This window comes from Streptomyces sp. UG1 (assembly GCF_049974585.1).
Lineage (GTDB): Bacteria > Actinomycetota > Actinomycetes > Streptomycetales > Streptomycetaceae > Streptomyces.
On record NZ_JBNGGG010000005.1, the window covers coordinates 87,495 to 110,396 of the forward strand.

At 68.0% G+C, this 22,902-nt stretch carries 17 protein-coding genes; 12 read left to right on the plus strand and 5 right to left on the minus strand.

Translation table 11 applies throughout. The annotated features are described in order from the left end of the window. The first annotated feature begins 216 nt into the window (after window positions 1-216). Together rpoB and ACP4J3_RS07365 are read left to right on the plus strand one after the other, a co-directional pair. Window positions 217-3,702, plus strand: coding sequence for a DNA-directed RNA polymerase subunit beta (gene rpoB / locus ACP4J3_RS07360; RefSeq protein WP_426531650.1), 3,486 nt, complete (start codon window positions 217-219; stop codon window positions 3,700-3,702). Between the two features lie 98 nt (window positions 3,703-3,800). Further along, entirely contained in the window at window positions 3,801-7,700 is a 3,900-nt protein-coding gene (locus tag ACP4J3_RS07365) for a DNA-directed RNA polymerase subunit beta' (RefSeq protein WP_426531652.1), read from the plus strand. Window positions 7,701-7,765: 65 nt separating this feature from the next. Here ACP4J3_RS07365 and ACP4J3_RS07370 read toward each other — a convergent pair whose 3' ends face one another. Together ACP4J3_RS07370 and ACP4J3_RS07375 are read right to left on the minus strand one after the other, a co-directional pair. Next, the gene (locus ACP4J3_RS07370; RefSeq protein ID WP_426531654.1) at window positions 7,766-8,797 is read right to left on the minus strand and encodes a hypothetical protein; all 1,032 of its coding nucleotides are present in this window, start codon (window positions 8,795-8,797) and stop codon (window positions 7,766-7,768) included. A 32-nt stretch (window positions 8,798-8,829) separates the two neighbouring features. Next, a complete protein-coding gene (locus ACP4J3_RS07375) occupies window positions 8,830-9,096 on the minus strand; it encodes a hypothetical protein (protein WP_426531656.1) in 267 nt (88 codons plus the stop codon). 248 nt (window positions 9,097-9,344) lie between these two features. Here ACP4J3_RS07375 and ACP4J3_RS07380 point away from each other — a divergent pair, with 248 nt between their 5' ends. The 5 genes from ACP4J3_RS07380 (at window position 9,345) to tuf (ending at window position 14,585) form a co-directional block, all read left to right on the plus strand. Next, the gene (locus ACP4J3_RS07380) at window positions 9,345-9,896 is read left to right on the plus strand and encodes a DUF1707 and DUF4190 domain-containing protein (RefSeq protein WP_426531658.1); all 552 of its coding nucleotides are present in this window, start codon (window positions 9,345-9,347) and stop codon (window positions 9,894-9,896) included. Between the two features lie 330 nt (window positions 9,897-10,226). After that, window positions 10,227-10,598, plus strand: coding sequence for a 30S ribosomal protein S12 (rpsL, locus tag ACP4J3_RS07385; RefSeq protein WP_003948652.1), 372 nt, complete (start codon window positions 10,227-10,229; stop codon window positions 10,596-10,598). A 2-nt stretch (window positions 10,599-10,600) separates the two neighbouring features. Then, window positions 10,601-11,071, plus strand: a complete 471-nt coding sequence (gene rpsG, locus ACP4J3_RS07390; protein ID WP_003998848.1) for a 30S ribosomal protein S7 — start codon at window positions 10,601-10,603, stop codon at window positions 11,069-11,071. A gap of 39 nt (window positions 11,072-11,110) precedes the next feature. Further along, complete coding sequence (fusA, locus tag ACP4J3_RS07395) at window positions 11,111-13,237, plus strand: elongation factor G (RefSeq protein WP_426531660.1); 2,127 nt, start codon at window positions 11,111-11,113, stop codon at window positions 13,235-13,237. A gap of 154 nt (window positions 13,238-13,391) precedes the next feature. Next, window positions 13,392-14,585, plus strand: coding sequence for an elongation factor Tu (gene tuf / locus ACP4J3_RS07400; RefSeq protein ID WP_194042007.1), 1,194 nt, complete (start codon window positions 13,392-13,394; stop codon window positions 14,583-14,585). Window positions 14,586-14,685: 100 nt separating this feature from the next. Here the strand turns inward: tuf and ACP4J3_RS07405 are convergent, their stop codons facing one another. Then, window positions 14,686-15,204 (minus strand): hypothetical protein, encoded by a 519-nt coding sequence (locus ACP4J3_RS07405; protein WP_426531663.1) that lies wholly within the window; start codon window positions 15,202-15,204, stop codon window positions 14,686-14,688. Between the two features lie 235 nt (window positions 15,205-15,439). On the opposite strand from ACP4J3_RS07405, the gene ACP4J3_RS07410 reads away from it, so the two are divergent. Beyond that, window positions 15,440-16,912 (plus strand): exopolysaccharide biosynthesis polyprenyl glycosylphosphotransferase, encoded by a 1,473-nt coding sequence (locus ACP4J3_RS07410; RefSeq protein WP_426531665.1) that lies wholly within the window; start codon window positions 15,440-15,442, stop codon window positions 16,910-16,912. Here the strand turns inward: ACP4J3_RS07410 and ACP4J3_RS07415 are convergent. After that, on the minus strand, window positions 16,906-17,853 hold the full coding sequence (locus ACP4J3_RS07415) for a GDP-L-fucose synthase family protein (protein WP_426531667.1): 948 nt from the start codon (window positions 17,851-17,853) through the stop codon (window positions 16,906-16,908). The genes ACP4J3_RS07410 and ACP4J3_RS07415 overlap by 7 nt on opposite strands. 103 nt (window positions 17,854-17,956) lie before the next feature. On the opposite strand from ACP4J3_RS07415, the gene ACP4J3_RS07420 reads away from it, so the two are divergent. From ACP4J3_RS07420 to gmd, 4 genes are read left to right on the plus strand one after another with little or no spacing between them, the layout of a single operon-like run. Next, entirely contained in the window at window positions 17,957-18,583 is a 627-nt protein-coding gene (locus ACP4J3_RS07420; RefSeq protein WP_426531669.1) for a putative colanic acid biosynthesis acetyltransferase, read from the plus strand. Next, window positions 18,580-19,719 carry a glycosyltransferase gene (locus tag ACP4J3_RS07425; RefSeq protein WP_426531670.1) on the plus strand — a complete coding sequence of 380 codons (1,140 nt, stop codon included), beginning with the start codon at window positions 18,580-18,582 and terminating at the stop codon, window positions 19,717-19,719. The genes ACP4J3_RS07420 and ACP4J3_RS07425 overlap by 4 nt, the downstream gene beginning before the upstream one ends. A gap of 9 nt (window positions 19,720-19,728) precedes the next feature. Then, window positions 19,729-20,457, plus strand: coding sequence for a CDP-alcohol phosphatidyltransferase family protein (locus ACP4J3_RS07430; protein WP_426531672.1), 729 nt, complete (start codon window positions 19,729-19,731; stop codon window positions 20,455-20,457). Further along, window positions 20,454-21,494: a GDP-mannose 4,6-dehydratase gene (gene gmd, locus ACP4J3_RS07435; protein WP_426531674.1), complete on the plus strand. Its 1,041-nt coding sequence runs from the start codon at window positions 20,454-20,456 to the stop codon at window positions 21,492-21,494. The genes ACP4J3_RS07430 and gmd overlap by 4 nt, the downstream gene beginning before the upstream one ends. A 4-nt stretch (window positions 21,495-21,498) precedes the next feature. On the opposite strand, the gene ACP4J3_RS07440 is transcribed toward gmd, so the two are convergent. Further along, window positions 21,499-22,752: a glycosyltransferase gene (locus ACP4J3_RS07440; RefSeq protein ID WP_426531919.1), complete on the minus strand. Its 1,254-nt coding sequence runs from the start codon at window positions 22,750-22,752 to the stop codon at window positions 21,499-21,501. Between the last annotated feature and the right edge of the window lie 150 nt (window positions 22,753-22,902).

The following is a 22,902-nucleotide window of genomic DNA, read 5'->3' on the forward strand; positions in this document are numbered from 1 at the left end:
CTGGACATCAGTGTGCCAAGTGGCTACACTGACCCTTTGCGCTGCCTGTTAGCTGTCCCCTGCCCGTCACCAGGGGCATGCCCTCGCTTGAGCATCGATGACCGGACCGTCCCTGACCTGGCCATTCTGTGGTTGGAGAAGGAAACCCCTGTCTCTGTGCCCTGGTGAGGGGCCGGTACGCGCGTAGTGAGTCCGAGCCCTCGGAAGGACCCCCTCTTGGCCGCCTCGCGCAATGCCTCGACCGCGAATTTGAACAACGGCGCCAGCACCGCCCCGCTGCGCATCTCCTTTGCAAAGATCAAGGAGCCCCTCGAGGTTCCGAACCTGCTCGCGCTGCAGACCGAGAGCTTTGACTGGCTGCTCGGCAACACCGCCTGGCAGAGTCGGGTCGAGGAGGCTCTGGAGTCCGGTCAGGACGTCCCCACCAAGTCCGGCCTCGAGGAGATCTTCGAGGAGATCTCCCCGATCGAGGACTTCTCCGGGTCGATGTCGCTGACGTTCCGCGACCACCGCTTCGAGCCGCCGAAGAACTCGATCGACGAGTGCAAGGAGCGCGACTTCACCTACGCCGCCCCGCTCTTCGTGACGGCGGAGTTCACCAACAACGAGACCGGTGAGATCAAGTCCCAGACGGTCTTCATGGGCGACTTCCCGCTCATGACCAACAAGGGCACCTTCGTCATCAACGGCACCGAGCGTGTCGTCGTGTCGCAGCTCGTCCGTTCTCCGGGTGTCTACTTCGACTCCACCATCGACAAGACGTCCGACAAGGACATCTTCTCGGCCAAGATCATCCCGTCCCGGGGTGCCTGGCTGGAGATGGAGATCGACAAGCGCGACATGGTCGGTGTCCGTATCGACCGCAAGCGCAAGCAGTCCGTCACCGTCCTGCTCAAGGCGCTCGGCTGGACCACCGAGCAGATCCTCGAGGAGTTCGGCGACTACGAGTCGATGCGCGCCACCCTGGAGAAGGACCACACCCAGGGCCAGGACGACGCGCTGCTCGACATCTACCGCAAGCTGCGTCCGGGCGAGCCCCCCACGCGTGAAGCCGCGCAGACGCTTCTGGAGAACCTGTACTTCAACCCGAAGCGCTACGACCTCGCCAAGGTCGGCCGCTACAAGGTCAACAAGAAGCTGGGTGCGGACGCTCCGCTGGACGCGGGCATCCTGACCGTCGAGGACATCATCTCGTCGATCAAGTACCTGGTGAAGCTGCACGCGGGCGAGACCGAGACGGTCGGCGACAGCGGTCAGAGCATCGTCGTCGAGACCGACGACATCGACCACTTCGGCAACCGTCGTCTGCGCAGCGTCGGCGAGCTCATCCAGAACCAGGTCCGCACCGGTCTGGCTCGTATGGAGCGCGTCGTCCGTGAGCGCATGACGACCCAGGACGTCGAGGCGATCACGCCGCAGACCCTGATCAACATCCGGCCGGTCGTCGCCTCCATCAAGGAGTTCTTCGGCACCAGCCAGCTGTCGCAGTTCATGGACCAGAACAACCCGCTGTCGGGTCTGACGCACAAGCGGCGTCTGTCCGCGCTCGGCCCGGGTGGTCTGTCCCGTGAGCGGGCCGGCTTCGAGGTCCGTGACGTGCACCCGTCTCACTACGGCCGTATGTGCCCCATTGAGACGCCCGAAGGCCCGAACATCGGTCTGATCGGTTCGCTCGCCTCGTACGGCAGGGTCAACGCGTTCGGCTTCGTCGAGACCCCGTACCGCAAGGTGAACGACGGCCAGGTCACCGACGAGGTCGACTACCTGACCGCCGACGAAGAGGACCGCTTCGTCATCGCGCAGGCCAACGCGCCGCTGACGAGCGACCTCCGCTTCGAGGAGGCCCGCGTGCTCGTCCGCCGCCGTGGCGGCGAGGTCGACTACGTCACGGGCGAGGACGTGGACTACATGGACGTCTCGCCGCGCCAGATGGTGTCGGTCGCGACCGCCATGATCCCCTTCCTCGAGCACGACGACGCCAACCGTGCCCTCATGGGCGCGAACATGATGCGCCAGGCCGTTCCGCTCATCAAGGCGGAGGCCCCGCTCGTCGGCACCGGCATGGAGTACCGCTCCGCCGTCGACGCCGGCGACGTCGTCAAGGCCGAGAAGGCCGGTGTGGTCCAGGAGGTCTCCGCGGACTACATCACCACCGCCAACGACGACGGCACGTACATCACGTACCGCCTGGCCAAGTTCGCCCGCTCCAACCAGGGCACCTCGGTCAACCAGAAGGTCATCGTCGCCGAGGGCGACCGGATCATCGAGGGCCAGGTCCTCGCCGACGGTCCGGCCACCCAGCAGGGTGAGATGGCGCTCGGCAAGAACCTGCTGGTCGCGTTCATGCCGTGGGAGGGTCACAACTACGAGGACGCGATCATCCTGTCGCAGCGCCTCGTACAGGACGACGTCCTCTCCTCGATCCACATCGAGGAGCACGAGGTCGACGCCCGTGACACCAAGCTCGGCCCCGAGGAGATCACCCGGGACATCCCGAACGTCTCCGAGGAGGTCCTCGCCGACCTCGACGAGCGCGGCATCATCCGCATCGGTGCCGAGGTCATCGCCGGCGACATCCTCGTCGGCAAGGTGACCCCGAAGGGTGAGACCGAGCTGACCCCCGAGGAGCGCCTGCTGCGCGCGATCTTCGGTGAGAAGGCCCGTGAGGTCCGTGACACCTCGCTGAAGGTGCCGCACGGCGAGACCGGCAAGGTCATCGGCGTCCGCGTCTTCGACCGCGAGGAGGGCGACGAGCTTCCCCCCGGTGTGAACCAGCTGGTGCGCGTGTACGTGGCGCAGAAGCGCAAGATCACCGACGGTGACAAGCTCGCCGGCCGGCACGGCAACAAGGGTGTCATCTCCAAGATCCTGCCGATCGAGGACATGCCGTTCCTGGAGGACGGCACCCCGGTCGACATCATCCTCAACCCGCTGGGTGTGCCGTCCCGAATGAACCCGGGACAGGTCCTGGAGATCCACCTCGGCTGGCTCGCCAGCCAGGGCTGGGACGTCTCCGGCCTCGCGGACGAGTGGGCGCAGCGCCTGCAGGCCATCGAGGCCGACCAGGTCGCCCCGCGCACCAACGTCGCCACCCCGGTCTTCGACGGTGCGCGCGAGGACGAGCTGGCGGGTCTGCTGGAGCACACCATCCCCAACCGCGACGGCGACCGCATGGTCCTCCCGTCCGGCAAGGCGCGGCTGTTCGACGGCCGCAGCGGTGAGCCGTTCCCGGACCCGATCTCGGTCGGTTACATGTACATCCTGAAGCTGCACCACCTGGTCGACGACAAGCTGCACGCCCGTTCGACCGGTCCGTACAGCATGATCACCCAGCAGCCGCTGGGTGGTAAGGCCCAGTTCGGTGGCCAGCGGTTCGGTGAGATGGAGGTGTGGGCGCTGGAGGCTTACGGCGCCGCGTACGCCCTCCAGGAGCTGCTGACCATCAAGTCCGACGACGTCACCGGCCGCGTGAAGGTCTACGAGGCCATCGTCAAGGGCGAGAACATCCCCGAGCCCGGCATCCCCGAGTCCTTCAAGGTGCTCATCAAGGAGATGCAGTCGCTCTGCCTGAACGTGGAGGTGCTGTCCAGCGACGGTATGTCCATCGAGATGCGTGACACCGACGAGGACGTCTTCCGCGCTGCGGAGGAGCTCGGCATCGACCTGTCCCGGCGCGAGCCGAGCAGCGTCGAAGAGGTCTGACGGGAGTCCGGCGGGGCCCTCACCCTTAAGGGCCCCGCCGACCCCCAGGCCCCCGTTTCAGACCACAGACTCACGACCCTGAGAGGGATTGACGCATAGTGCTCGACGTCAACTTCTTCGACGAGCTCCGGATCGGCCTGGCCACCGCTGACGACATCCGTCAGTGGAGCCACGGCGAGGTCAAGAAGCCCGAGACCATCAACTACCGCACCCTCAAGCCCGAGAAGGACGGACTCTTCTGCGAGAAGATCTTCGGTCCGACCCGGGACTGGGAGTGCTACTGCGGCAAGTACAAGCGCGTCCGCTTCAAGGGCATCATCTGCGAGCGCTGTGGCGTCGAGGTCACGCGCGCCAAGGTGCGCCGTGAGCGGATGGGCCACATCGAGCTGGCCGCGCCCGTCACGCACATCTGGTACTTCAAGGGCGTTCCGTCGCGGCTGGGCTACCTGCTCGACCTCGCCCCGAAGGACCTCGAGAAGGTCATCTACTTCGCGGCGTACATGATCACGTACGTCGACGAGGAGCGCCGTACCCGCGACCTGCCCTCCCTGGAGGCGCACGTCTCCGTCGAGCGGCAGCAGATCGAGAACCGCCGGGACGCCGACCTGGAGGCCCGTGCCAAGAAGCTCGAGACCGACCTGGCCGAGCTGGAGGCCGAGGGCGCCAAGGCCGACGTGCGCCGCAAGGTGCGCGAGGGTGCCGAGCGTGAGATGAAGCAGCTGCGTGACCGTGCGCAGCGCGAGATCGACCGCCTGGACGAGGTGTGGACCCGGTTCAAGAACCTCAAGGTCCAGGACCTCGAGGGCGACGAGCTGCTCTACCGCGAGCTGCGTGACCGCTTCGGCACGTACTTCGACGGCTCGATGGGTGCCGCGGCGCTGCAGAAGCGCCTGGAGTCCTTCGACCTCGACGAGGAGGCCGAGAAGCTCCGCGAGATCATCCGTACCGGCAAGGGCCAGAAGAAGACCCGTGCCCTGAAGCGGCTCAAGGTCGTCTCCGCCTTCCTGCAGACCAGCAACAGCCCCAAGGGCATGGTGCTGGACTGCGTGCCGGTCATCCCGCCGGACCTTCGCCCGATGGTGCAGCTGGACGGTGGCCGCTTCGCGACCTCCGACCTGAACGACCTGTACCGCCGTGTGATCAACCGGAACAACCGTCTGAAGAGGCTCCTGGACCTCGGTGCCCCGGAGATCATCGTCAACAACGAGAAGCGCATGCTTCAGGAGGCTGTTGACGCCCTCTTCGACAACGGCCGTCGTGGTCGCCCGGTGACGGGCCCCGGCAACCGTCCGCTGAAGTCCCTCAGCGACATGCTGAAGGGCAAGCAGGGCCGCTTCCGTCAGAACCTGCTCGGTAAGCGTGTGGACTACTCCGCGCGTTCCGTGATCGTCGTCGGTCCGCAGCTCAAGCTGCACCAGTGCGGTCTGCCCAAGGCGATGGCGCTGGAGCTGTTCAAGCCGTTCGTGATGAAGCGGCTCGTGGACCTCAACCACGCGCAGAACATCAAGAGCGCCAAGCGCATGGTCGAGCGCGGCCGCACGGTCGTGTACGACGTCCTCGAAGAGGTCATCGCCGAGCACCCGGTGCTGCTGAACCGTGCTCCCACCCTGCACCGCCTCGGCATCCAGGCCTTCGAGCCGCAGCTGGTCGAGGGCAAGGCCATCCAGATCCACCCGCTCGTGTGCACCGCGTTCAACGCGGACTTCGACGGTGACCAGATGGCCGTGCACCTGCCGCTGTCCGCGGAGGCGCAGGCCGAGGCCCGCATCCTGATGCTGTCCTCGAACAACATCCTCAAGCCCGCCGACGGCCGTCCGGTGACGATGCCGACCCAGGACATGGTCCTCGGTCTGTTCTTCCTCACCACCGACGGCGAGATGCGGAACGTGAAGGGCGAGGAACGCTCCTTCGCGTCCGTGGCCGAGGCGATCATGGCCTTCGACGCGGGCGAGCTCTCGCTCCAGTCGAAGATCGACATCCGCTTCCCGGTCGGCACCATCCCGCCGCGCGGCTGGACCCCGCCGGCGCAGGAGGAGGGCGAGCCGGAGTGGCAGCAGGGTGACTCGTTCCGGCTGCGGACGACCCTGGGCCGCGCGCTCTTCAACGAGCTGCTGCCCGAGGACTACCCGTTCGTCGACTACGAGGTCGGCAAGAAGCAGCTCTCCGAGATCGTCAACGACCTCGCCGAGCGCTACCCGAAGGTCATCGTGGCGGCGACGCTCGACAACCTGAAGGCGGCCGGCTTCTACTGGGCCACCCGTTCCGGCGTCACCGTCGCCATCTCCGACGTCGTCGTTCCCGAGGCGAAGAAGGAGATCGTCCGCGGTTACGAGGCGCAGGACGAGAAGGTCCAGAAGCAGTACGAGCGCGGTCTGATCACCAAGGACGAGCGCACGCAGGAACTCATCGCGATCTGGACCAAGGCGACCAACGAGGTCGCCGAGGCGATGAACGACAACTTCCCGAAGACCAACCCGATCTTCATGATGGTGAACTCGGGTGCACGAGGCAACATGATGCAGATGCGTCAGATCGCCGGTATGCGTGGTCTGGTGTCGAACGCGAAGAACGAGACGATCCCGCGGCCCATCAAGGCCTCGTTCCGTGAGGGTCTGTCCGTGCTGGAGTACTTCATCTCCACGCACGGTGCCCGTAAGGGTCTGGCGGACACCGCTCTGCGTACCGCCGACTCGGGTTACCTCACCCGTCGTCTGGTCGACGTCTCCCAGGACGTCATCATTCGCGAGGAGGACTGCGGCACCGACCGTGGCCTCAAGCTGGCCATCGCCGAGCGCGGCGCCGACGGCGTCCTGCGCAAGGCGGACAACGCCGAGACGTCCGTGTACGCGCGCTGCCTCGCCGAGGACATCGTCGTGGACGGCAAGGTGCTCGCCCCGGCGGGCGTCGACCTCGGTGACGTCCTCATCGACCAGCTCGTCGCCGCGGGCATCGAGACGGTCAAGACCCGCTCGGTGCTGACCTGCGAGTCCGCCGTCGGCACCTGCGCGATGTGCTACGGCCGTTCGCTGGCCACCGGCAAGCTGGTCGACATCGGTGAGGCGGTCGGCATCATCGCCGCCCAGTCCATCGGTGAGCCCGGTACCCAGCTGACGATGCGTACCTTCCACACCGGTGGTGTGGCCGGTGACGACATCACCCAGGGTCTGCCGCGTGTCGTCGAGCTCTTCGAGGCCCGTACCCCGAAGGGTGTCGCCCCGATCTCCGAGGCCTCCGGCCGCGTCCGGATCGAGGAGACCGAGAAGACCAAGAAGATCGTCGTCACCCCGGACGACGGCAGCGACGAGACGGCGTACCCGATCTCGAAGCGCGCGCGACTCCTGGTCAGCGAGGGCGAGCACGTCGAGGTGGGCCAGAAGCTCACCGTGGGTGCCACCAACCCGCACGACGTGCTGCGCATCCTGGGCCAGCGTGCCGTCCAGGTCCACCTGGTCGGCGAGGTCCAGAAGGTCTACAACTCGCAGGGTGTGTCGATCCACGACAAGCACATCGAGATCATCATCCGGCAGATGCTGCGCCGTGTGACGATCATCGAGTCCGGCGACGCCGAGCTGCTGCCCGGCGAGCTGGTCGAGCGCTCGAAGTTCGAGACCGAGAACCGTCGTGTGGTCCAGGAGGGCGGTCACCCGGCCTCCGGTCGTCCGCAGCTCATGGGTATCACCAAGGCCTCGCTGGCCACGGAGTCCTGGCTGTCGGCGGCGTCCTTCCAGGAGACGACGCGAGTCCTCACGGACGCGGCGATCAACGCCAAGTCCGACTCGCTCATCGGCCTCAAGGAGAACGTCATCATCGGTAAGCTCATCCCGGCCGGTACGGGCCTGTCCCGCTACCGCAACATCCGGGTCGAGCCGACCGAGGAGGCCAAGGCCGCGATGTACTCGGCCGTCGGCTACGACGACATCGACTACTCGCCGTTCGGCACCGGCTCCGGCCAGGCCGTTCCGCTGGAGGACTACGACTACGGTCCGTACAACCAGTAGGCGAGCGTCCGATTGACGCACTGAAGGGCGGTCACCTCTCGGGGTGGCCGCCCTTCGGCGTTCGCTCAGGCATCCGGGTCGCGCAGCTTCCACTCCCCGGTGGTGTCGATCCGCAGGACGCAGCGGCCCGGGACCGGGACGCTCAGCCGTGCGCCGCCCCGGCCCTCGGCGAGCAGGCCGGCCGGGCGGAAGGACCGGGTGAGCTGCCGGACGGTGAAATCGGTGTCGCCCCGGTGCTCGAACTCCATCACCTTGGACGCCCCGTGCTTGAGCACGGTCTCCGCACCCCGCCCGCGCAGCCACCCGCCGTCGGCCAGTCGCCGGACCTCGCCGATCGGGCGCAGCGCGAGGCGCCATGGCCCGGTGGCGGTGACCTCCACCAGCAGCGAGTCGGCGTCCTGCGGTGCCACCCCCACCTGCGCGCTCGTCGGGCCCAGCACACCGTCCAGCAGCAGGTGCCGGCGGCCGCCGCGTCCGGAGCGGGTGTGCACGGAGAAGCGCTGCTCCACGTCGGTCTCGAAGACCAGCACCGCGGGCGCGCCCGGAGCGGGCCGGGGCACGGCCAGCTTCATCGTGCCCAGCCCCTGGCTCCAGGCGATGCCGGCGGTGGTGCGGTGGCCGGCGCTCAGCCGGTTCAGGGCCGCCCGGCCGTCGGCCAGGACCGTCGCCACCTGGCCGGGGGCGGCCCGCTTGGCCTGCTCGTAGGCGTCGAGCGCGGTGCGGTAGTCCGCCAGTTCGTCGGCGTCGGCCAGGTCGCCGGGGGAGTAGGGGTGGGCGTGCAGCAGCTCGCCGTACCGGGTGATGGCCCGCTCGGCCGCCGCGGAGGCCTCTGCCGTGACCGCCGGCGTCTTACGGTGCCGCTCGCCTCGGGGGCGGGGCAGCAGGCGGTACGAGACGACCGCCGGCGGCAGCACGAAGGCCAGGTAGAACACCAGGAACATCGCGCCGTCGCCGAGCGGGAGCGCGCCGGCGGTGAGCAGCAGGAACAACAATCCGACGGTGCCGCCGACCCAGCCGTGCAGGAGGGCCTTCGGCCAGCGGCGGGCGTGGCCGTGGCCGGCGCGGACGAGTGCGTCGGTGTGGTGCGTGCGGTTCATGGTGCCCCCCTTCGGCCGTGTTGCCGGATCGCTCAGCGGCGGAGCGCGCGGTGGACACGGAGCAGGGCCCTGGTGCCCACGGCGAGCAGCGCGGGCACATCGGCGGTGGGGACGCGTCGGGCCAGGGCGAGCACGTCCAGGGCGATCGCGTAGTCGTCGAGGACATGCCGCGGGACGGTGGTGTCGTCGGCGCGCGGGCCGTACGCGGCCAGGCAGTCGTCGTACTCGATGATGGCGAGGCGGACGTCGACGTCGAGTGTGTCGAGCCGGCTGCTCAGGGTGTTCGGGTCCGGTGTCATGGCGATTCCCCCGTCGCTCGTTCCTTCGAACCGTTGTGCAGGTACCAGAGTGCGGGATCGCGGTCCGGGCAGACAGGTGTCTGGGTCGGCTGTTTTGGGGGGATCGAACCTGCCGGAGCACGGCAGGGAGAGCTGCTGGTGGCGGATGTCCCCGGTGTCTCCGGGTTTTCTCCGGGGAGACCCCGATGCCTGGAATGCCGGTTCGGCGCATGATGGAGGGACTCCGACATGTACGGGGGTGGTGCTCCATGACGCACCCGTCGTGGCAGCCGTGGCAGCCCTGGCAGGGGCACGGCGGCGCGCCGCAACCGTGGACCGGCCCCGCTGCTCCGGCGATGCTCGCCTCGCACGCCGACCGTGAGCGGGCCGTGGACGTGCTCAGGGCGGGGTACGGGGAGGGGCGGCTGGAGCAGTCCGAGCTCGAGAAGCGGGTCGCGCGGGCCTACTCGGCCCGTACGGTGGGCGAGCTGGCCCTGCTCGTCGCCGACCTGCCCCAGGGGCCGGTGCCGCAGCCGGCGCCCGTCACGCCCGTGCCGCGGACCTTCCTGCCGGTGTCGCGGCCGCAGACCAACGGCAAGGCGGTGGGCTCCGCCGTCTGCGGTGTGCTGTGCCTGGTGAGCTTCGGGCTGACCGGCATTCCGGCCGTGGTGCTCGGGCACGCGGCGCGTTCCGAGATACGGCGCACGGGGGAGAGCGGTGACGCGCTCGCCCTGACCGGGCTGGTGCTCGGGTGGCTGTCGAACGCCGCCTGGGCGGCCCTGGTGACGCTGATGATCGTGGCCGCCGCTCTGTCCGCCTGAAGAGGGAAGGAAGCCGCCTGGCATGCCCGTATCGGCGATTCGAAGATCAAACCTGTCGCGCGGTCTTGACATTGGCCGTATAGGGATGCGGGCAGGGCCCATTTGTTTTGACCGCAGCGAATGAGGTAGGTACGCTCAGACCTTGTGCCTGGGGTGTGCCCTGGCTCGCGTGCGTGCCTTCAAACCGCATGGCGGGCTGTGAGCGGCCACCGTAATCTGTGCTCTTTTCGCCTCGCGGCGGGAATCCGCCGGATTCGACACACCCGACCGCGTGGGTCGGCGACGTTCCAGGTTAGCTGTACCCATCGGCACACAGAAACCGGAGAAGTAGTGCCTACGATCCAGCAGCTGGTCCGCAAGGGCCGGCAGGACAAGGTCGAGAAGAACAAGACGCCCGCACTCGAGGGTTCCCCTCAGCGTCGCGGCGTCTGCACGCGTGTGTTCACGACCACCCCGAAGAAGCCGAACTCGGCCCTGCGTAAGGTCGCGCGTGTGCGTCTGACCAGCGGGATCGAGGTCACCGCTTACATTCCGGGTGAGGGACACAACCTGCAGGAGCACTCCATCGTGCTCGTGCGCGGCGGCCGTGTGAAGGACCTGCCGGGTGTTCGCTACAAGATCATCCGTGGCTCCCTCGACACCCAGGGTGTCAAGAACCGCAAGCAGGCCCGTTCCCGCTACGGCGCCAAGAAGGAGAAGTAAGAATGCCTCGTAAGGGCCCCGCCCCGAAGCGCCCGGTCATCATCGACCCGGTCTACGGTTCTCCTCTGGTCACGTCGCTCATCAACAAGGTGCTGCTGAACGGCAAGCGCTCCACCGCCGAGCGCATCGTCTACGGCGCCATGGAGGGCCTGCGCGAGAAGACCGGCAACGACCCGGTCATCACGCTCAAGCGCGCTCTCGAGAACATCAAGCCGACCCTCGAGGTCAAGTCCCGCCGTGTCGGTGGCGCCACCTACCAGGTCCCGGTCGAGGTCAAGCCCGGCCGTGCCAACACCCTGGCGCTGCGCTGGCTGGTCGGTTACTCCCGCGCCCGTCGCGAGAAGACCATGACCGAGCGTCTGCTCAACGAGCTCCTCGACGCGTCCAACGGCCTCGGCGCCGCTGTGAAGAAGCGCGAGGACACGCACAAGATGGCCGAGTCCAACAAGGCCTTCGCGCACTACCGCTGGTAGTCGCTACCCACATCGAGACCGAGAGAAGACTGAAGCCTTATGGCTACCACTTCACTTGACCTGGCCAAGGTCCGCAATATCGGGATCATGGCCCACATCGACGCGGGCAAGACGACCACCACCGAGCGGATCCTGTTCTACACCGGTGTGTCCTACAAGATCGGTGAGGTCCACGACGGCGCTGCCACCATGGACTGGATGGAGCAGGAGCAGGAGCGTGGCATCACGATCACCTCTGCTGCCACCACCTGTCACTGGCCGCTGGAAGACGTCGACCACACCATCAACATCATCGACACCCCGGGCCACGTCGACTTCACCGTCGAGGTGGAGCGCTCCCTGCGCGTGCTCGACGGTGCCGTGACGGTGTTCGACGGCGTCGCCGGCGTTGAGCCGCAGTCCGAGACGGTGTGGCGTCAGGCGGACCGCTACCGCGTTCCGCGTATCTGCTTCGTCAACAAGCTGGACCGTACCGGCGCGGAGTTCCACCGCTGCGTCGACATGATCAGCGACCGTCTGGGTGCCCAGCCGCTCGTCATGCAGCTCCCGATCGGTGCCGAGGCCGACTTCAAGGGCGTCGTGGACCTGGTCCGCATGAAGGCGCTCGTGTGGTCCGCCGAGGCGACCAAGGGCGAGATGTACGACACCGTCGACATCCCGGCCACGCACACCGAGGCGGCCGAGGAGTGGCGCGGCAAGCTGCTCGAGGCCGTCGCGGAGAACGACGAGGAGATCATGGAGCTGTACCTGGAGGGCGAGGAGCCCTCCGAGGAGCAGCTCTACGCGGCCATCCGCCGCATCACGATCGCCTCCGGCAAGTCCAGCGACACCACGGTCACCCCGGTGTTCTGCGGTACCGCGTTCAAGAACAAGGGCGTGCAGCCCCTGCTCGACGCGGTGGTGCGCTACCTGCCCTCGCCGCTCGACATCGAGGCCATCGAGGGCCACGACGTCAAGGACCCCGAGGTCGTCGTCAAGCGCAAGCCCTCCGACGAGGAGCCGCTGTCGGCGCTGGCGTTCAAGATCATGAGCGACCCGCACCTCGGCAAGCTCACCTTCGTCCGCGTGTACTCCGGCCGCCTGGAGTCCGGCACCCAGGTGCTGAACTCCGTCAAGGGCAAGAAGGAGCGCATCGGCAAGATCTACCGCATGCACGCGAACAAGCGTGAGGAGATCCAGTCGGTGGGCGCCGGCGACATCATCGCCGTCATGGGTCTGAAGCAGACCACGACCGGTGAGACGCTGGCCGACGACAAGAACCCGGTGATCCTGGAGTCCATGGACTTCCCGGCGCCGGTCATCCAGGTCGCCATCGAGCCCAAGTCGAAGGGCGACCAGGAGAAGCTCGGCGTCGCGATCCAGCGCCTGGCCGAGGAGGACCCGTCCTTCCAGGTCCACTCGGACGAGGAGACCGGCCAGACCATCATCGGCGGTATGGGTGAGCTGCACCTCGAGGTGCTGGTCGACCGTATGCGCCGTGAGTTCAAGGTCGAGGCCAACGTCGGCAAGCCGCAGGTCGCGTACCGCGAGACGATCCGCAAGGCCGTCGAGCGCGTCGACTTCACGCACAAGAAGCAGACCGGTGGTACCGGCCAGTTCGCCAAGGTGCAGATCGCGATCGAGCCCCTCGAGAGCGGCGACACCTCGTACGAGTTCGTGAACAAGGTGACCGGTGGTCGTATCCCGAAGGAGTACATCCCTTCGGTCGACGCCGGTGCGCAGGAGGCCATGCAGTTCGGCATCCTCGCCGGTTACGAGATGACCGGTGTCCGCGTCACGCTGCTCGACGGTGCGTACCACGAGGTCGACTCCTCCGAGCTCGCGTTCAAGATCGCCGGTTCGCAGGCCTTCAAGGAGGCCGCGCGCAAGGCCAGCCCCGTTCTCCTTGAGCCGATGATGGCCGTCGAGGTCACCACGCCCGAGGACTACATGGGCGAGGTCATCGGCGACATCAACTCCCGCCGTGGCCAGATCCAGGCCATGGAGGAGCGGGCGGGTGCCCGCGTCGTGAAGGGCCTCGTGCCTCTCTCGGAGATGTTCGGTTACGTCGGCGACCTGCGCAGCAAGACGTCCGGCCGCGCCAGCTACTCCATGCAGTTCGACTCCTACGCCGAGGTTCCGCGGAACGTCGCCGAGGAGATCATCGCGAAGGCCAAGGGCGAGTAACGCACCGCGTTCACACGCTTTAGGCTTGACTCCGGAGCCGCCCGGGGTATTCACCCGCGTTCGTGGGGGAATGCCCCCGGCCCCGGGCTTTCCAGCAAAGATCACCTGGCGCCGATGAAGCAAGGCGTTCAGAACCACTCCACAGGAGGACCCCGTGGCGAAGGCGAAGTTCGAGCGGACTAAGCCCCACGTCAACATCGGCACCATCGGTCACATCGACCACGGTAAGACGACCCTTACGGCCGCCATTACCAAGGTGCTGCACGACAAGTACCCGGACCTGAACGAGGCCTCGGCCTTCGACCAGATCGACAAGGCTCCTGAGGAGCGCCAGCGCGGTATCACCATCTCCATCGCGCACGTCGAGTACCAGACCGAGGCGCGTCACTACGCCCACGTCGACTGCCCGGGTCACGCGGACTACATCAAGAACATGATCACCGGTGCTGCCCAGATGGACGGCGCCATCCTCGTGGTCGCCGCCACCGACGGCCCGATGCCGCAGACCAAGGAGCACGTGCTCCTGGCCCGCCAGGTCGGCGTTCCGTACATCGTCGTCGCCCTGAACAAGGCCGACATGGTGGACGACGAGGAGATCCTGGAGCTCGTCGAGCTCGAGGTGCGTGAGCTCCTCTCCGAGTACGAGTTCCCGGGCGACGACGTTCCGGTCGTCAAGGTCTCGGCGCTCAAGGCGCTCGAGGGCGACAAGGAGTGGGGCGACTCCGTCCTCGAGCTCATGAACGCCGTCGACTCCGCCATCCCGGAGCCGGAGCGTGACGTCGACAAGCCGTTCCTGATGCCGATCGAGGACGTCTTCACGATCACCGGTCGTGGTACGGTCGTCACCGGCCGTATCGAGCGTGGTGTCCTGAAGGTCAACGAGACCGTGGACATCATCGGTATCAAGCAGGAGAAGACCTCCACCACGGTCACCGGCATCGAGATGTTCCGCAAGCTGCTCGACGAGGGCCAGGCCGGTGAGAACGTCGGTCTGCTGCTCCGCGGCATCAAGCGCGAGGACGTCGAGCGCGGCCAGGTCATCATCAAGCCGGGCTCGGTCACCCCGCACACCGAGTTCGAGGCGCAGGCCTACATCCTCTCCAAGGACGAGGGTGGCCGCCACACGCCGTTCTTCAACAACTACCGTCCGCAGTTCTACTTCCGTACGACGGACGTGACCGGCGTGGTGACCCTCCCCGAGGGCACCGAGATGGTCATGCCGGGTGACAACACCGAGATGAAGGTGGAGCTCATCCAGCCCGTCGCCATGGAGGAGGGCCTGAAGTTCGCCATCCGTGAGGGTGGCCGGACCGTGGGCGCCGGCCAGGTCACCAAGATCAACAAGTGAGCTTGTTGACCTGACCTGGTAGCTCCAGCGCGAGCTCCTGAAGGGGCCCGTACGACTTCGGTCGTGCGGGCCCCTTTGCTTTTCCGGCGGGTGGGGCGCGTCAGGTGTCGGCGCCGTCCTCGACGAGGCAGAAGTCGGCGTGACTGAGGCCGTAGAAGTCGTTCGGGGGACTGCTGCTCGTGTTGAGCGGTGCGTGGAGGTCCTGGTCCGCCTGGATGCCCGTGGGCCGGTAGTCGTAGAGGTTGGCGTTCGGGCCGCCCTTGACGATGACGCCGATGGCGGCGAAGTCGTCGGAGATGTCGAAGTCGAAGGTGTTGTCGGCGCCGACGTTCGAGATGGTGACCTCGTCGTCGTCCCCGTACGACCCCGCACTCACCGGTTCGACCTTGACCGTCCGGTCGCAGTCGAAGGGCGTGATGGAGGCGGGCAGGGTGGTGAAGGTCGGGTTGCCCGGCACCTCCACCGGCTGCTCGCCGGAGGCGCTGGGAGGTCCAGGCTGCGCCGACGCGGGGCCCGCCCCGAGGGTGACCGCCAGCGCCGTGGCCAGGCCGAGGCCGGTGCAGCGGGCTGCCCATCTCGCTGTTGTCGACCCCGTAGTTGCTCGAGTGGTTACTCGCACGAAGAGTGCTCCTTCTGTTCCGGGTGTTGGGTATCGCCCGTCGGCCGGCGGGCAGTCTGATCAATTGCACAATCAGACCGGTGGCACTCTCCGGGGCTTCCTCCGTCTAGGCCGTCCGGGTTCCGGAGCACCAGAAAGGCGGAGCGTCGATGTGACAGTTAGTCATGTAAGTAGGACATGAATGCAAAATGGTTGATATAACCCTTGCGTGGGGCGCGAGGTCACAGGGAGAACCATGCGGCAGTCCACCAGCACGGTGCCGGAGCAGGCGGTGCCCCTCACACCGCAACGGACCCTCACACGCAGCGGCCCCGCCGACAGGTGGCACGCCCCGGTCGCGATCTGTGTCGACGCCGCGGCCATGGTCCTGCCGACGGCGGTGGCCCTCTCCTCGATCGGCGTGGCCCGGCCCGTGCACCAGGCGGTGGTCGTCACCGTCATCTGGGTCCTCGTGGGCCTCGCCGCCGGCCGCTACGCGCCCTGGACCTGGGACGAGGGCGCCCCCGTCGGACCGCTCGTGCGGGACTGGCTGGTGCTGCTCGGCGCGCTGGCCGTGCTGCGTGCCGTATCCGGGCTGGGCGAGGCCTCCCCGGCGGTGCTCGCCGCGCTGTGTCCGGCGTTGGCGGTCACCGTGGTCTGCCACAAGGCGATCCACCGCCACGTCCTGGCCGCACGCCGACGCGCCCGAAGCCTTCGACGCGTCCTCGTCATCGGTGAGGCCGCGGCCGTGGACGCCGTCGTCGGACAGTTGGCCGAGCGCACCGACCACGGGTACGTGGTGGTCGGGGCCTGTGTGCTGGGTGAGGGCGAAGTGCTGTCCGGGGTGCCGGTGTCGGCACGGCTGCCGGCCGGCGCCCCGACCGCCTCGGACGAGGGGGCCGCACCCGTGGCGGACGCGGCCGACGTGCTCGGTGCCGACCTGGTCTTCGTCGCCACCGGCAGGCACATGTCCGGGGACCGGCTACGGCGGTTGTCCTGGGCCCTGCACGACCGGGGCCGCCGGCTGATGGTGCTGCCCGGTGTCGTCGAGGTGGCCCGGCGCAGGGTCCGGATCACCTCGGCGGCCGGTCTCACCCTGCTGGACATCTCACCGCCGGCGCGCCGAGGCCTGCCGGCGCTGCTGAAGGCCGCCACGGACCGGGCCGGCTCGCTCGTCCTGCTCCTGGCGCTGGCCCCGCTGTTCGCACTGCTGGCGTCGGCCGTGCGGATGAGTTCGCCGGGGCCGGTCATCTACCGCCAGGACCGCGTCGGCCGGAACGGGACACGTTTCCCCATGTGGAAGTTCCGGACCATAATCGCGGACGCGGACCGGTTGAAAGGCGAGCTGGCGGCGGTCAACGAACACGACGGCCATATGTTCAAGCTGCGCCGGGATCCGCGGGTCACACCCGTCGGGCGCTTTCTGCGGCGCTATTCGCTGGACGAGCTGCCCCAGTTGGTCAACGTCCTCCTCGGACACATGTCGTTGGTGGGCCCCCGCCCGCCGCTGCCCGAGGAAGTCGCCCGCTATGACCAGGTGGAGCTGCGCCGGCTCAGCGTCAAACCCGGACTCACGGGGCTGTGGCAGGTCAGCGGCAGGTCCGACCTGTCCTGGCACGAGACCGTCTCGCTCGATCTGCGGTACGTCGACAACTGGTCGTGGGCCTGGGACCTGACGGTCATGGCCCGCACGGTGCGCGCCGTGCTGGACGGGCGCGGGGCCTACTGAGACTTCCCGGCACCGCTCAGCCATGCCGCGTAGGTGGACGCGATCCCCTCTCGCAAGGGGATCCTGGGCTTCCAGCCGAGTGCGGTCATGCGGGAGACGTCCAGGAGTTTGCGCGGCGTACCGTCGGGCTTCGTCGCGTCGAAGGTGATCCGGCCCCGGTAGCCGACGATCTCTCCGACCTGCCGCGCCAGTTGACGGATCGTGAGGTCTTCCCCGCATCCGACGTTGACGGGCATGTCGTCGTCGTAACGGCGCAGCAGTGTCACGCACGCCTCGGCGAGGTCGTCGACATGCAGGAACTCGCGGCGGGGCGCGCCGCTTCCCCACAGGACCACCTCGTCGAGCCCGTCCCGCTTCGCTTCGTGGAATCGGCGGATGAGGGCCGGCAGGACGTGTGAGGACTCCAGGTCGAAGTTGTCGCCGGGGCCGTAGATGTTGGTCGGCATCGCGCAGATGTATGAGGTGCCGTACTGCCGCCGATAGGACCGCACCTGGACGATGCCCGCGATCTTGGCGAGTGCGTACGGCTCGTTGGTCGGCTCCAGGGGCCCCGTGAGCAGGGCTTCTTCCCGGATCGGCTGCGGCGCGAGCCTGGGGTAGATGCAGGAGGAGCCCAGAAACAGCAGGCGGCGTACCCCGGCGGCGTGCGCTGCCGAGATCACGCTGAGCTGGATTCGCAGGTTGTCCTCGATGAACGGCACCGGGTGGCTGCTGTTGGCCATGATGCCGCCGACCCTGGCGGCGGCCAGGACGACGGCGTCCGGCCGGGTCTCCCGGAGAACGGCGGCGGTGGCGCCGGCGTCGCGAAGGTCCAGTTCGGACCGGGTCAGGCCGAGGGGCTCGTGTCCGTGTGACATCAGGCACCGGGTCACGGCGGCACCGACGAGCCCTCGGTGGCCGGCGACGTACACGCGGGCGGGCGTGGCGAGCAGATCTTCCATGGGGCTGAGTCTGTCAGCAACACGCCCGTACGTTCTCATATGCATCGAAACCGCATTGAAATCTGCATAAATAGACATATCATCAAATTGGAAGGTTCACGTCATGGCAGAGGCCGCAGCGCCGCCCGACACGAGTCCCGGCACAGGTGTGGAGCGTTCCCTGCGGGGTTTCACGGGGGCGGGCTACGACAAGGGGCGCCCCCTGCTCGTCCAGGCTGTCTGGTTCGCCGTCCTCCATCTCGTCTTCGTCCGTTGGTGGTTCCCCGCCCGCTGGCGGCCGGCCGTACTGCGGGCCTTCGGGGCGCGGATCGGGCAGCGGGTGCTGATCCGGCACGGTGTCCGCGTGCACTGGCCGTGGCGGTTGCACATCGGTGACGACGTATGGATCGGCGAGGGTGCCTGGCTGCTGAACCTTGAGCAGATCTTGATCGGCAGCAATGTGTGCGTCTCCCAGGACGCCCTGCTCTGCACGGGAAGCCACCAACGCGGCAGCCCCACCTTCGAGTTCGACAACGCGCCGATCCGTCTGGAGCCCGGAGCCTGGGTCGCGGCGCGGGCCGTCGTACTGCGCGGAGTGACTGTCGGCCGTGGCGCCGTGGTGGGCGCGTCGGCGATCGCCCGCCGTGACGTCGCTGCGGGCGAGGTCATCACCACCGCAGTCACCACCGCAGTCGCCACCGGAGTCGCGACCGAAGACGCCACTGGATTCGCGACCGGAGGCCCGTCATGAGGGTCGTCCACGTCGTGACGCTCGTCAGCGACGACGGAGCGTACGGCGGTCCGACGAGCGTGGCCGCCGGACAGCTCGAGGAGTGCGCCGCGCGAGGCCATGAGGTCAGGCTCGTCGCCCTGTGGCGGGGAAGATCCCCGGCACCGGCCCACATCGGCTCGGTGCCGCTGTGGACGCGTCCGGCGCGCGCCATGCTGCCGGGGCGCTTCACCGGTCTGATGCACCCGCTGCTGGTCTCGGACCTGTGGCGCTCGATCGGACGGGCCGATGTGGTCCACGTCCACGCGGGGCGTGACCTCGTCTCCCTCACCGCGCTCGCCGTCGCCGCACTGCGCGGCAAGAGGTTCGTCGCGCAGACGCACGGCATGGTGCAGCCCCGGCGCTCGGCCGTCGTCAGGCTCTTCGACCGCGTGTACGTGCCTCTCCTGCGCCGGACCCGAGGCTGCCTGGTCCTCACCGAGCGGGAGCGCCGGGCCGTGGCCGAGGTCATCGGCGCCGGCGGTCCGCCGCTGCTGACCCTGCCCAACGGGGTGCGGCCCGGGCGCAGCCACGGGGCGGAGCACCGGCGGCGCGACCGGCAGGTGCTCTTCCTCGCCAGGCTGCACCCGCGCAAGCGCCCGGAGGCGTTCGTCGAGATGGCCGCACTGGTGCACCGGGAGATGCCCGACGTCCGGTTCACCCTCCATGGGGCGGACGAGGGATCGCTGCCGGCGGTGCGCCGGCTGATCGCCACCCATGGGCTGGAGGGCGTCGTCACCTACGGCGGGGCGCTGGGGCACGCGGACGCGGTGAGGGCATGCGCGAGGGCTGCGGCCTACGTGCTGCCCAGCGTGGACGAACCGTTCCCGATGACTGTGATCGAGGCTCTCGCGGCGGGCACCCCCGTGGTGTGTACCGACACCTGCGGCATGGCGGACGAACTGGCTCGCCGGGAGGCGGCGGTGGTCACCGACGGCAGTCCCCGGGAGATGGCCGAGGCGGTGTGCGCTCTGCTGGCCGACGACGACAAGCGCGGCGCTCTCGTGGAGGCGGGACATCGCGCCGTCGCGGAGGCCTTCTCCGTCCATGCGGTGACGGACCGGCTGGAGGAGATCTATCGGGACATGTGCCTCGCTCCCTGTCCCGTTCACACATGAGGCCGGGCAATGGACTTCTCCAGCACGCTGCGGCAGCTCTCGAAGGCGCAGAAACCTGCCCGGGGGGTCTCCGTCTACGCGCGGTTCGTCAACCGGCCGGCCGGCCGGCTGCTCGCGGCCGCGGCGTACCGTATCGGGCTCTCGCCCAACCAAGTGACGGCCGTCAGTGCGCTGATCACCTTCGTGGCCGTTGTCGCGACCGCTCTGCATCCGCCTTCCCGTGCGCTGGGCCAGTGGGTCTGCCTTGCCCTGCTCCTCGGCTTCGCACTCGATTCCGCTGACGGTCAACTGGCCCGGCTGCACCGGTCGGCCAGCCTTTCCGGGGAGTGGCTGGACCATGTGGTCGACTGCGCGAAACAACTGGGCATCCACGCGGCGGTGCTGATTTCCTTCTACCGCTTCTTCGACCTGCCGCGTCCTGCGCTGCTGCTGCCCATCACCTTCCAGTTCGCCGCTGTACTGCTGTTCTTCGGAGGGATCCTGACAGAACAGCTGACAAGGCGAGGCGGGCAAGCGCCGTCCGGACCGGCGTCCCCGCCTTCCGCTGTCCGTGGCATGGCTCTGCTGCCCGTGGATTACGGCCTGCTGTGCCTGAGCTTTCTGTTCCTGGGCAGCCAGGAGCTTTTCCTCGCGCTGTACACCGCCCTGCTCGTCGCCCATGTGGTCCTGCTGCCGGCCTTCTTTGCCAAGTGGCTCCGGCAGCTCGCCCGAAGAAACGATCTCGAGGAGTACGTGTGACCAGCAAGACGGCTCTCATCACCGGTATCACAGGCCAGGACGGCTCGTATCTCGCGGAGCTGCTTCTGGAAAAGGGCTACCGGGTGCACGGAGTCATCCGCCGCGCCTCCACCTTCAACACCCAGCGCATCGACCATCTCTACCGAGATCCGCACGACCCGGGTGCCCGCCTCTTCCTGCATTACGGCGACCTCACCGACGGGAGCAGACTGGCGAGTCTGCTGGAGCAGGTGCAGCCCGACGAGGTGTACCACCTTGCGGCCCAATCCCATGTCCGGGTGTCGTTCGACGAACCCGAATTCACCGGGGACACCACCGGACTGGGTACGACGCGGCTGTTGGAAGCCATCAGGAGCACGAGACTTCCCTGCCGCTTCTACCAGGCTTCCAGCTCGGAGATGTTCGGCGCCGCACCACCGCCCCAGAACGAACTCACTCCGTTCCAGCCGCGCTCACCGTACGGCGCGGCCAAGGTGTACGCGTACTGGATCACCCGTAATTACCGGGAGGCGTACGGGCTTTACGCGGTCAACGGCATTCTGTTCAATCACGAGTCGCCGCGCCGCGGTCCCACGTTCGTGACCCGCAAGGTGGCCGCGGCCGCCGCCCGGATCAAGGCCGGCCTGCAGGACGTGGTGCACCTCGGCAACCTCGAGGCCCGTCGGGACTGGGGCTACGCCGCCGAGTACGTCGAGGCGATGTGGCTGATGCTGCAGCAGGATGATCCGGACGACTATGTCGTCGCCACGGGCACCAGCTACAGCGTGCGCGACTTCGTCGAGCACTGCTTCACTCATGTGGGCCTCGACTGGCGCGACCACGTGCGCTTCGACGAGCGCTACCTGCGCCCGACGGAGGTCGACCACCTCGTCGGTGACGCCTCCAGGGCCGAGCGTGTCCTCGGATGGCGTCCCACGGTGCGCACCCCGGAACTGGCCCGTCTGATGGTCGATGCCGAGATGGGCGCCGCAGCGCACATCGGCGGGCCCGCGGACCCGGCCACGCTCTCCACCGCTCCCAGCCTGGCCCTGCGCTGACCTCTCACCGCACGCCGGGGCCCGGGCCCGACAGGCTGCACGCCTCTGTCGTCGGGAGGGCCAGCGCCTCGGACACCACCGCGGTGATACGGGCCAGCCCGGCCTGCGGGCTCAGCCGCTGACGGACGTACGCGGGCCCCCGGGCACCGAGCGCGGTCGACCGCTCGGGGTCCCGGATCAGCTCCTCCACGGCGTTGTGCAGCGCCTCGGGGTCTTCGGGGCGTACCACGAGCCCCGCTCCGGAGCGACGCACTTCCTGCGCCGTGCCGCCCTGCGCGGCCACCGAGGCCACCACCGGGCGCCCGCTCGCGAAGTAGGAGGTCAGCTTGGACGGCAGGCTCATGTCCACCACGGACGCCCGTTGGGTGACGACGAGAACATCCGCGGCGGCCAGTACATCCGGGAAGTCCGAGCCGGCCACGGGCGAGAGCAGGTCCACGTTCGGCAGGACCGCGGCGAGACGCTGAAGGTGTGCCCTCCGGCTGCCGTCCCCCATGAGCACGACCCGCATGCGGGGCGTCGCACGGGCCGCGATCCGAGCGGTGTCGACCAGTACCTCCAGCCCCTGCTTCAGCCCCATGTTCCCGGAGTGCAGTACGACGAACTCCTCCTCGCGCCAGCCGAGTCGTGCCCGTACCGCGCGGCGGTCGCCGGTCGGGGGCGCCACATGGGTCCAGTTGGGCACGACCCTGACTCGTGGTCCCGGCACGCCCATCGCGGTGACGTGGTCCACGAACGACTCATGGACCACGCCGATCAGGGCGGCCCCGCGCAGGACCTTCGCCTCGACCCCGGCCACGCAGGACGCCACGTGACCACCGCCGCGGATACCGCTCTGCGCCGCCGCCGCACCCATGAGGTCCTGCACCATGACCACGTGCGGCGCCCCGTGCCGACAGGCGATCCGGCTGCCGATGAGACCCCCTGCGAGTGCCGGCATCTGACTGATCACCAGGTCGGGCCGTCCGGCGGGCGGTGCGAGCGATCCATGCGCGAAAAAGCTGACCTCGTAGAGCGCTCTGAGGAGTGCCGTCTGGTGTGACGGAACGAAGTGACGGCGACGGTGGATCCGTACTCCTGCGCGGGTCTCGACCGTCCGCCAGCGGCCGCGATAGTCGTCGTGCACTCGCCACGCCGGATAGTGGGGCATGCCGGCGAGGACCGCCACCTCCGCTCCGCAGGCCGCCAGATGCTCGGCCGTCTGTGTCGAGTAGGGCGCGATTCCGGCGTGCTCCGGCGCGTAGTTGACGGAGACCAGGAGTACGCGGCGACCGGTGAGCGACTCATCCACCTGCTGCACGATACGGCGCGGACAGCGCATGTCATTCGACGAGACACACTCTCCATCCCGACCGATATGCACTATTCATTCGCTATAAATAATTTGATGAAGATTCATGCGCTATGC

What these genes read in the sequence shown, in the direction of transcription:
- ACP4J3_RS07370 (WP_426531654.1), bottom strand. Translation starts at nt 8,797, where the DNA reads ATGAACCGCACGCACCACACCGACGCACTCGTCCGCGCCGGCCACGGC.
- ACP4J3_RS07375 (WP_426531656.1), bottom strand. Translation starts at nt 9,096, where the DNA reads ATGACACCGGACCCGAACACCCTGAGCAGCCGGCTCGACACACTCGAC.
- ACP4J3_RS07380 (WP_426531658.1), top strand. Translation starts at nt 9,345, where the DNA reads ATGACGCACCCGTCGTGGCAGCCGTGGCAGCCCTGGCAGGGGCACGGC.
- rpsG (WP_003998848.1), top strand. Translation starts at nt 10,601, where the DNA reads ATGCCTCGTAAGGGCCCCGCCCCGAAGCGCCCGGTCATCATCGACCCG.
- fusA (WP_426531660.1), top strand. Translation starts at nt 11,111, where the DNA reads ATGGCTACCACTTCACTTGACCTGGCCAAGGTCCGCAATATCGGGATC.
- ACP4J3_RS07410 (WP_426531665.1), top strand. Translation starts at nt 15,440, where the DNA reads ATGCGGCAGTCCACCAGCACGGTGCCGGAGCAGGCGGTGCCCCTCACA.
- ACP4J3_RS07415 (WP_426531667.1), bottom strand. Translation starts at nt 17,853, where the DNA reads ATGGAAGATCTGCTCGCCACGCCCGCCCGCGTGTACGTCGCCGGCCAC.
- ACP4J3_RS07420 (WP_426531669.1), top strand. Translation starts at nt 17,957, where the DNA reads ATGGCAGAGGCCGCAGCGCCGCCCGACACGAGTCCCGGCACAGGTGTG.
- ACP4J3_RS07425 (WP_426531670.1), top strand. Translation starts at nt 18,580, where the DNA reads ATGAGGGTCGTCCACGTCGTGACGCTCGTCAGCGACGACGGAGCGTAC.
- ACP4J3_RS07430 (WP_426531672.1), top strand. Translation starts at nt 19,729, where the DNA reads ATGGACTTCTCCAGCACGCTGCGGCAGCTCTCGAAGGCGCAGAAACCT.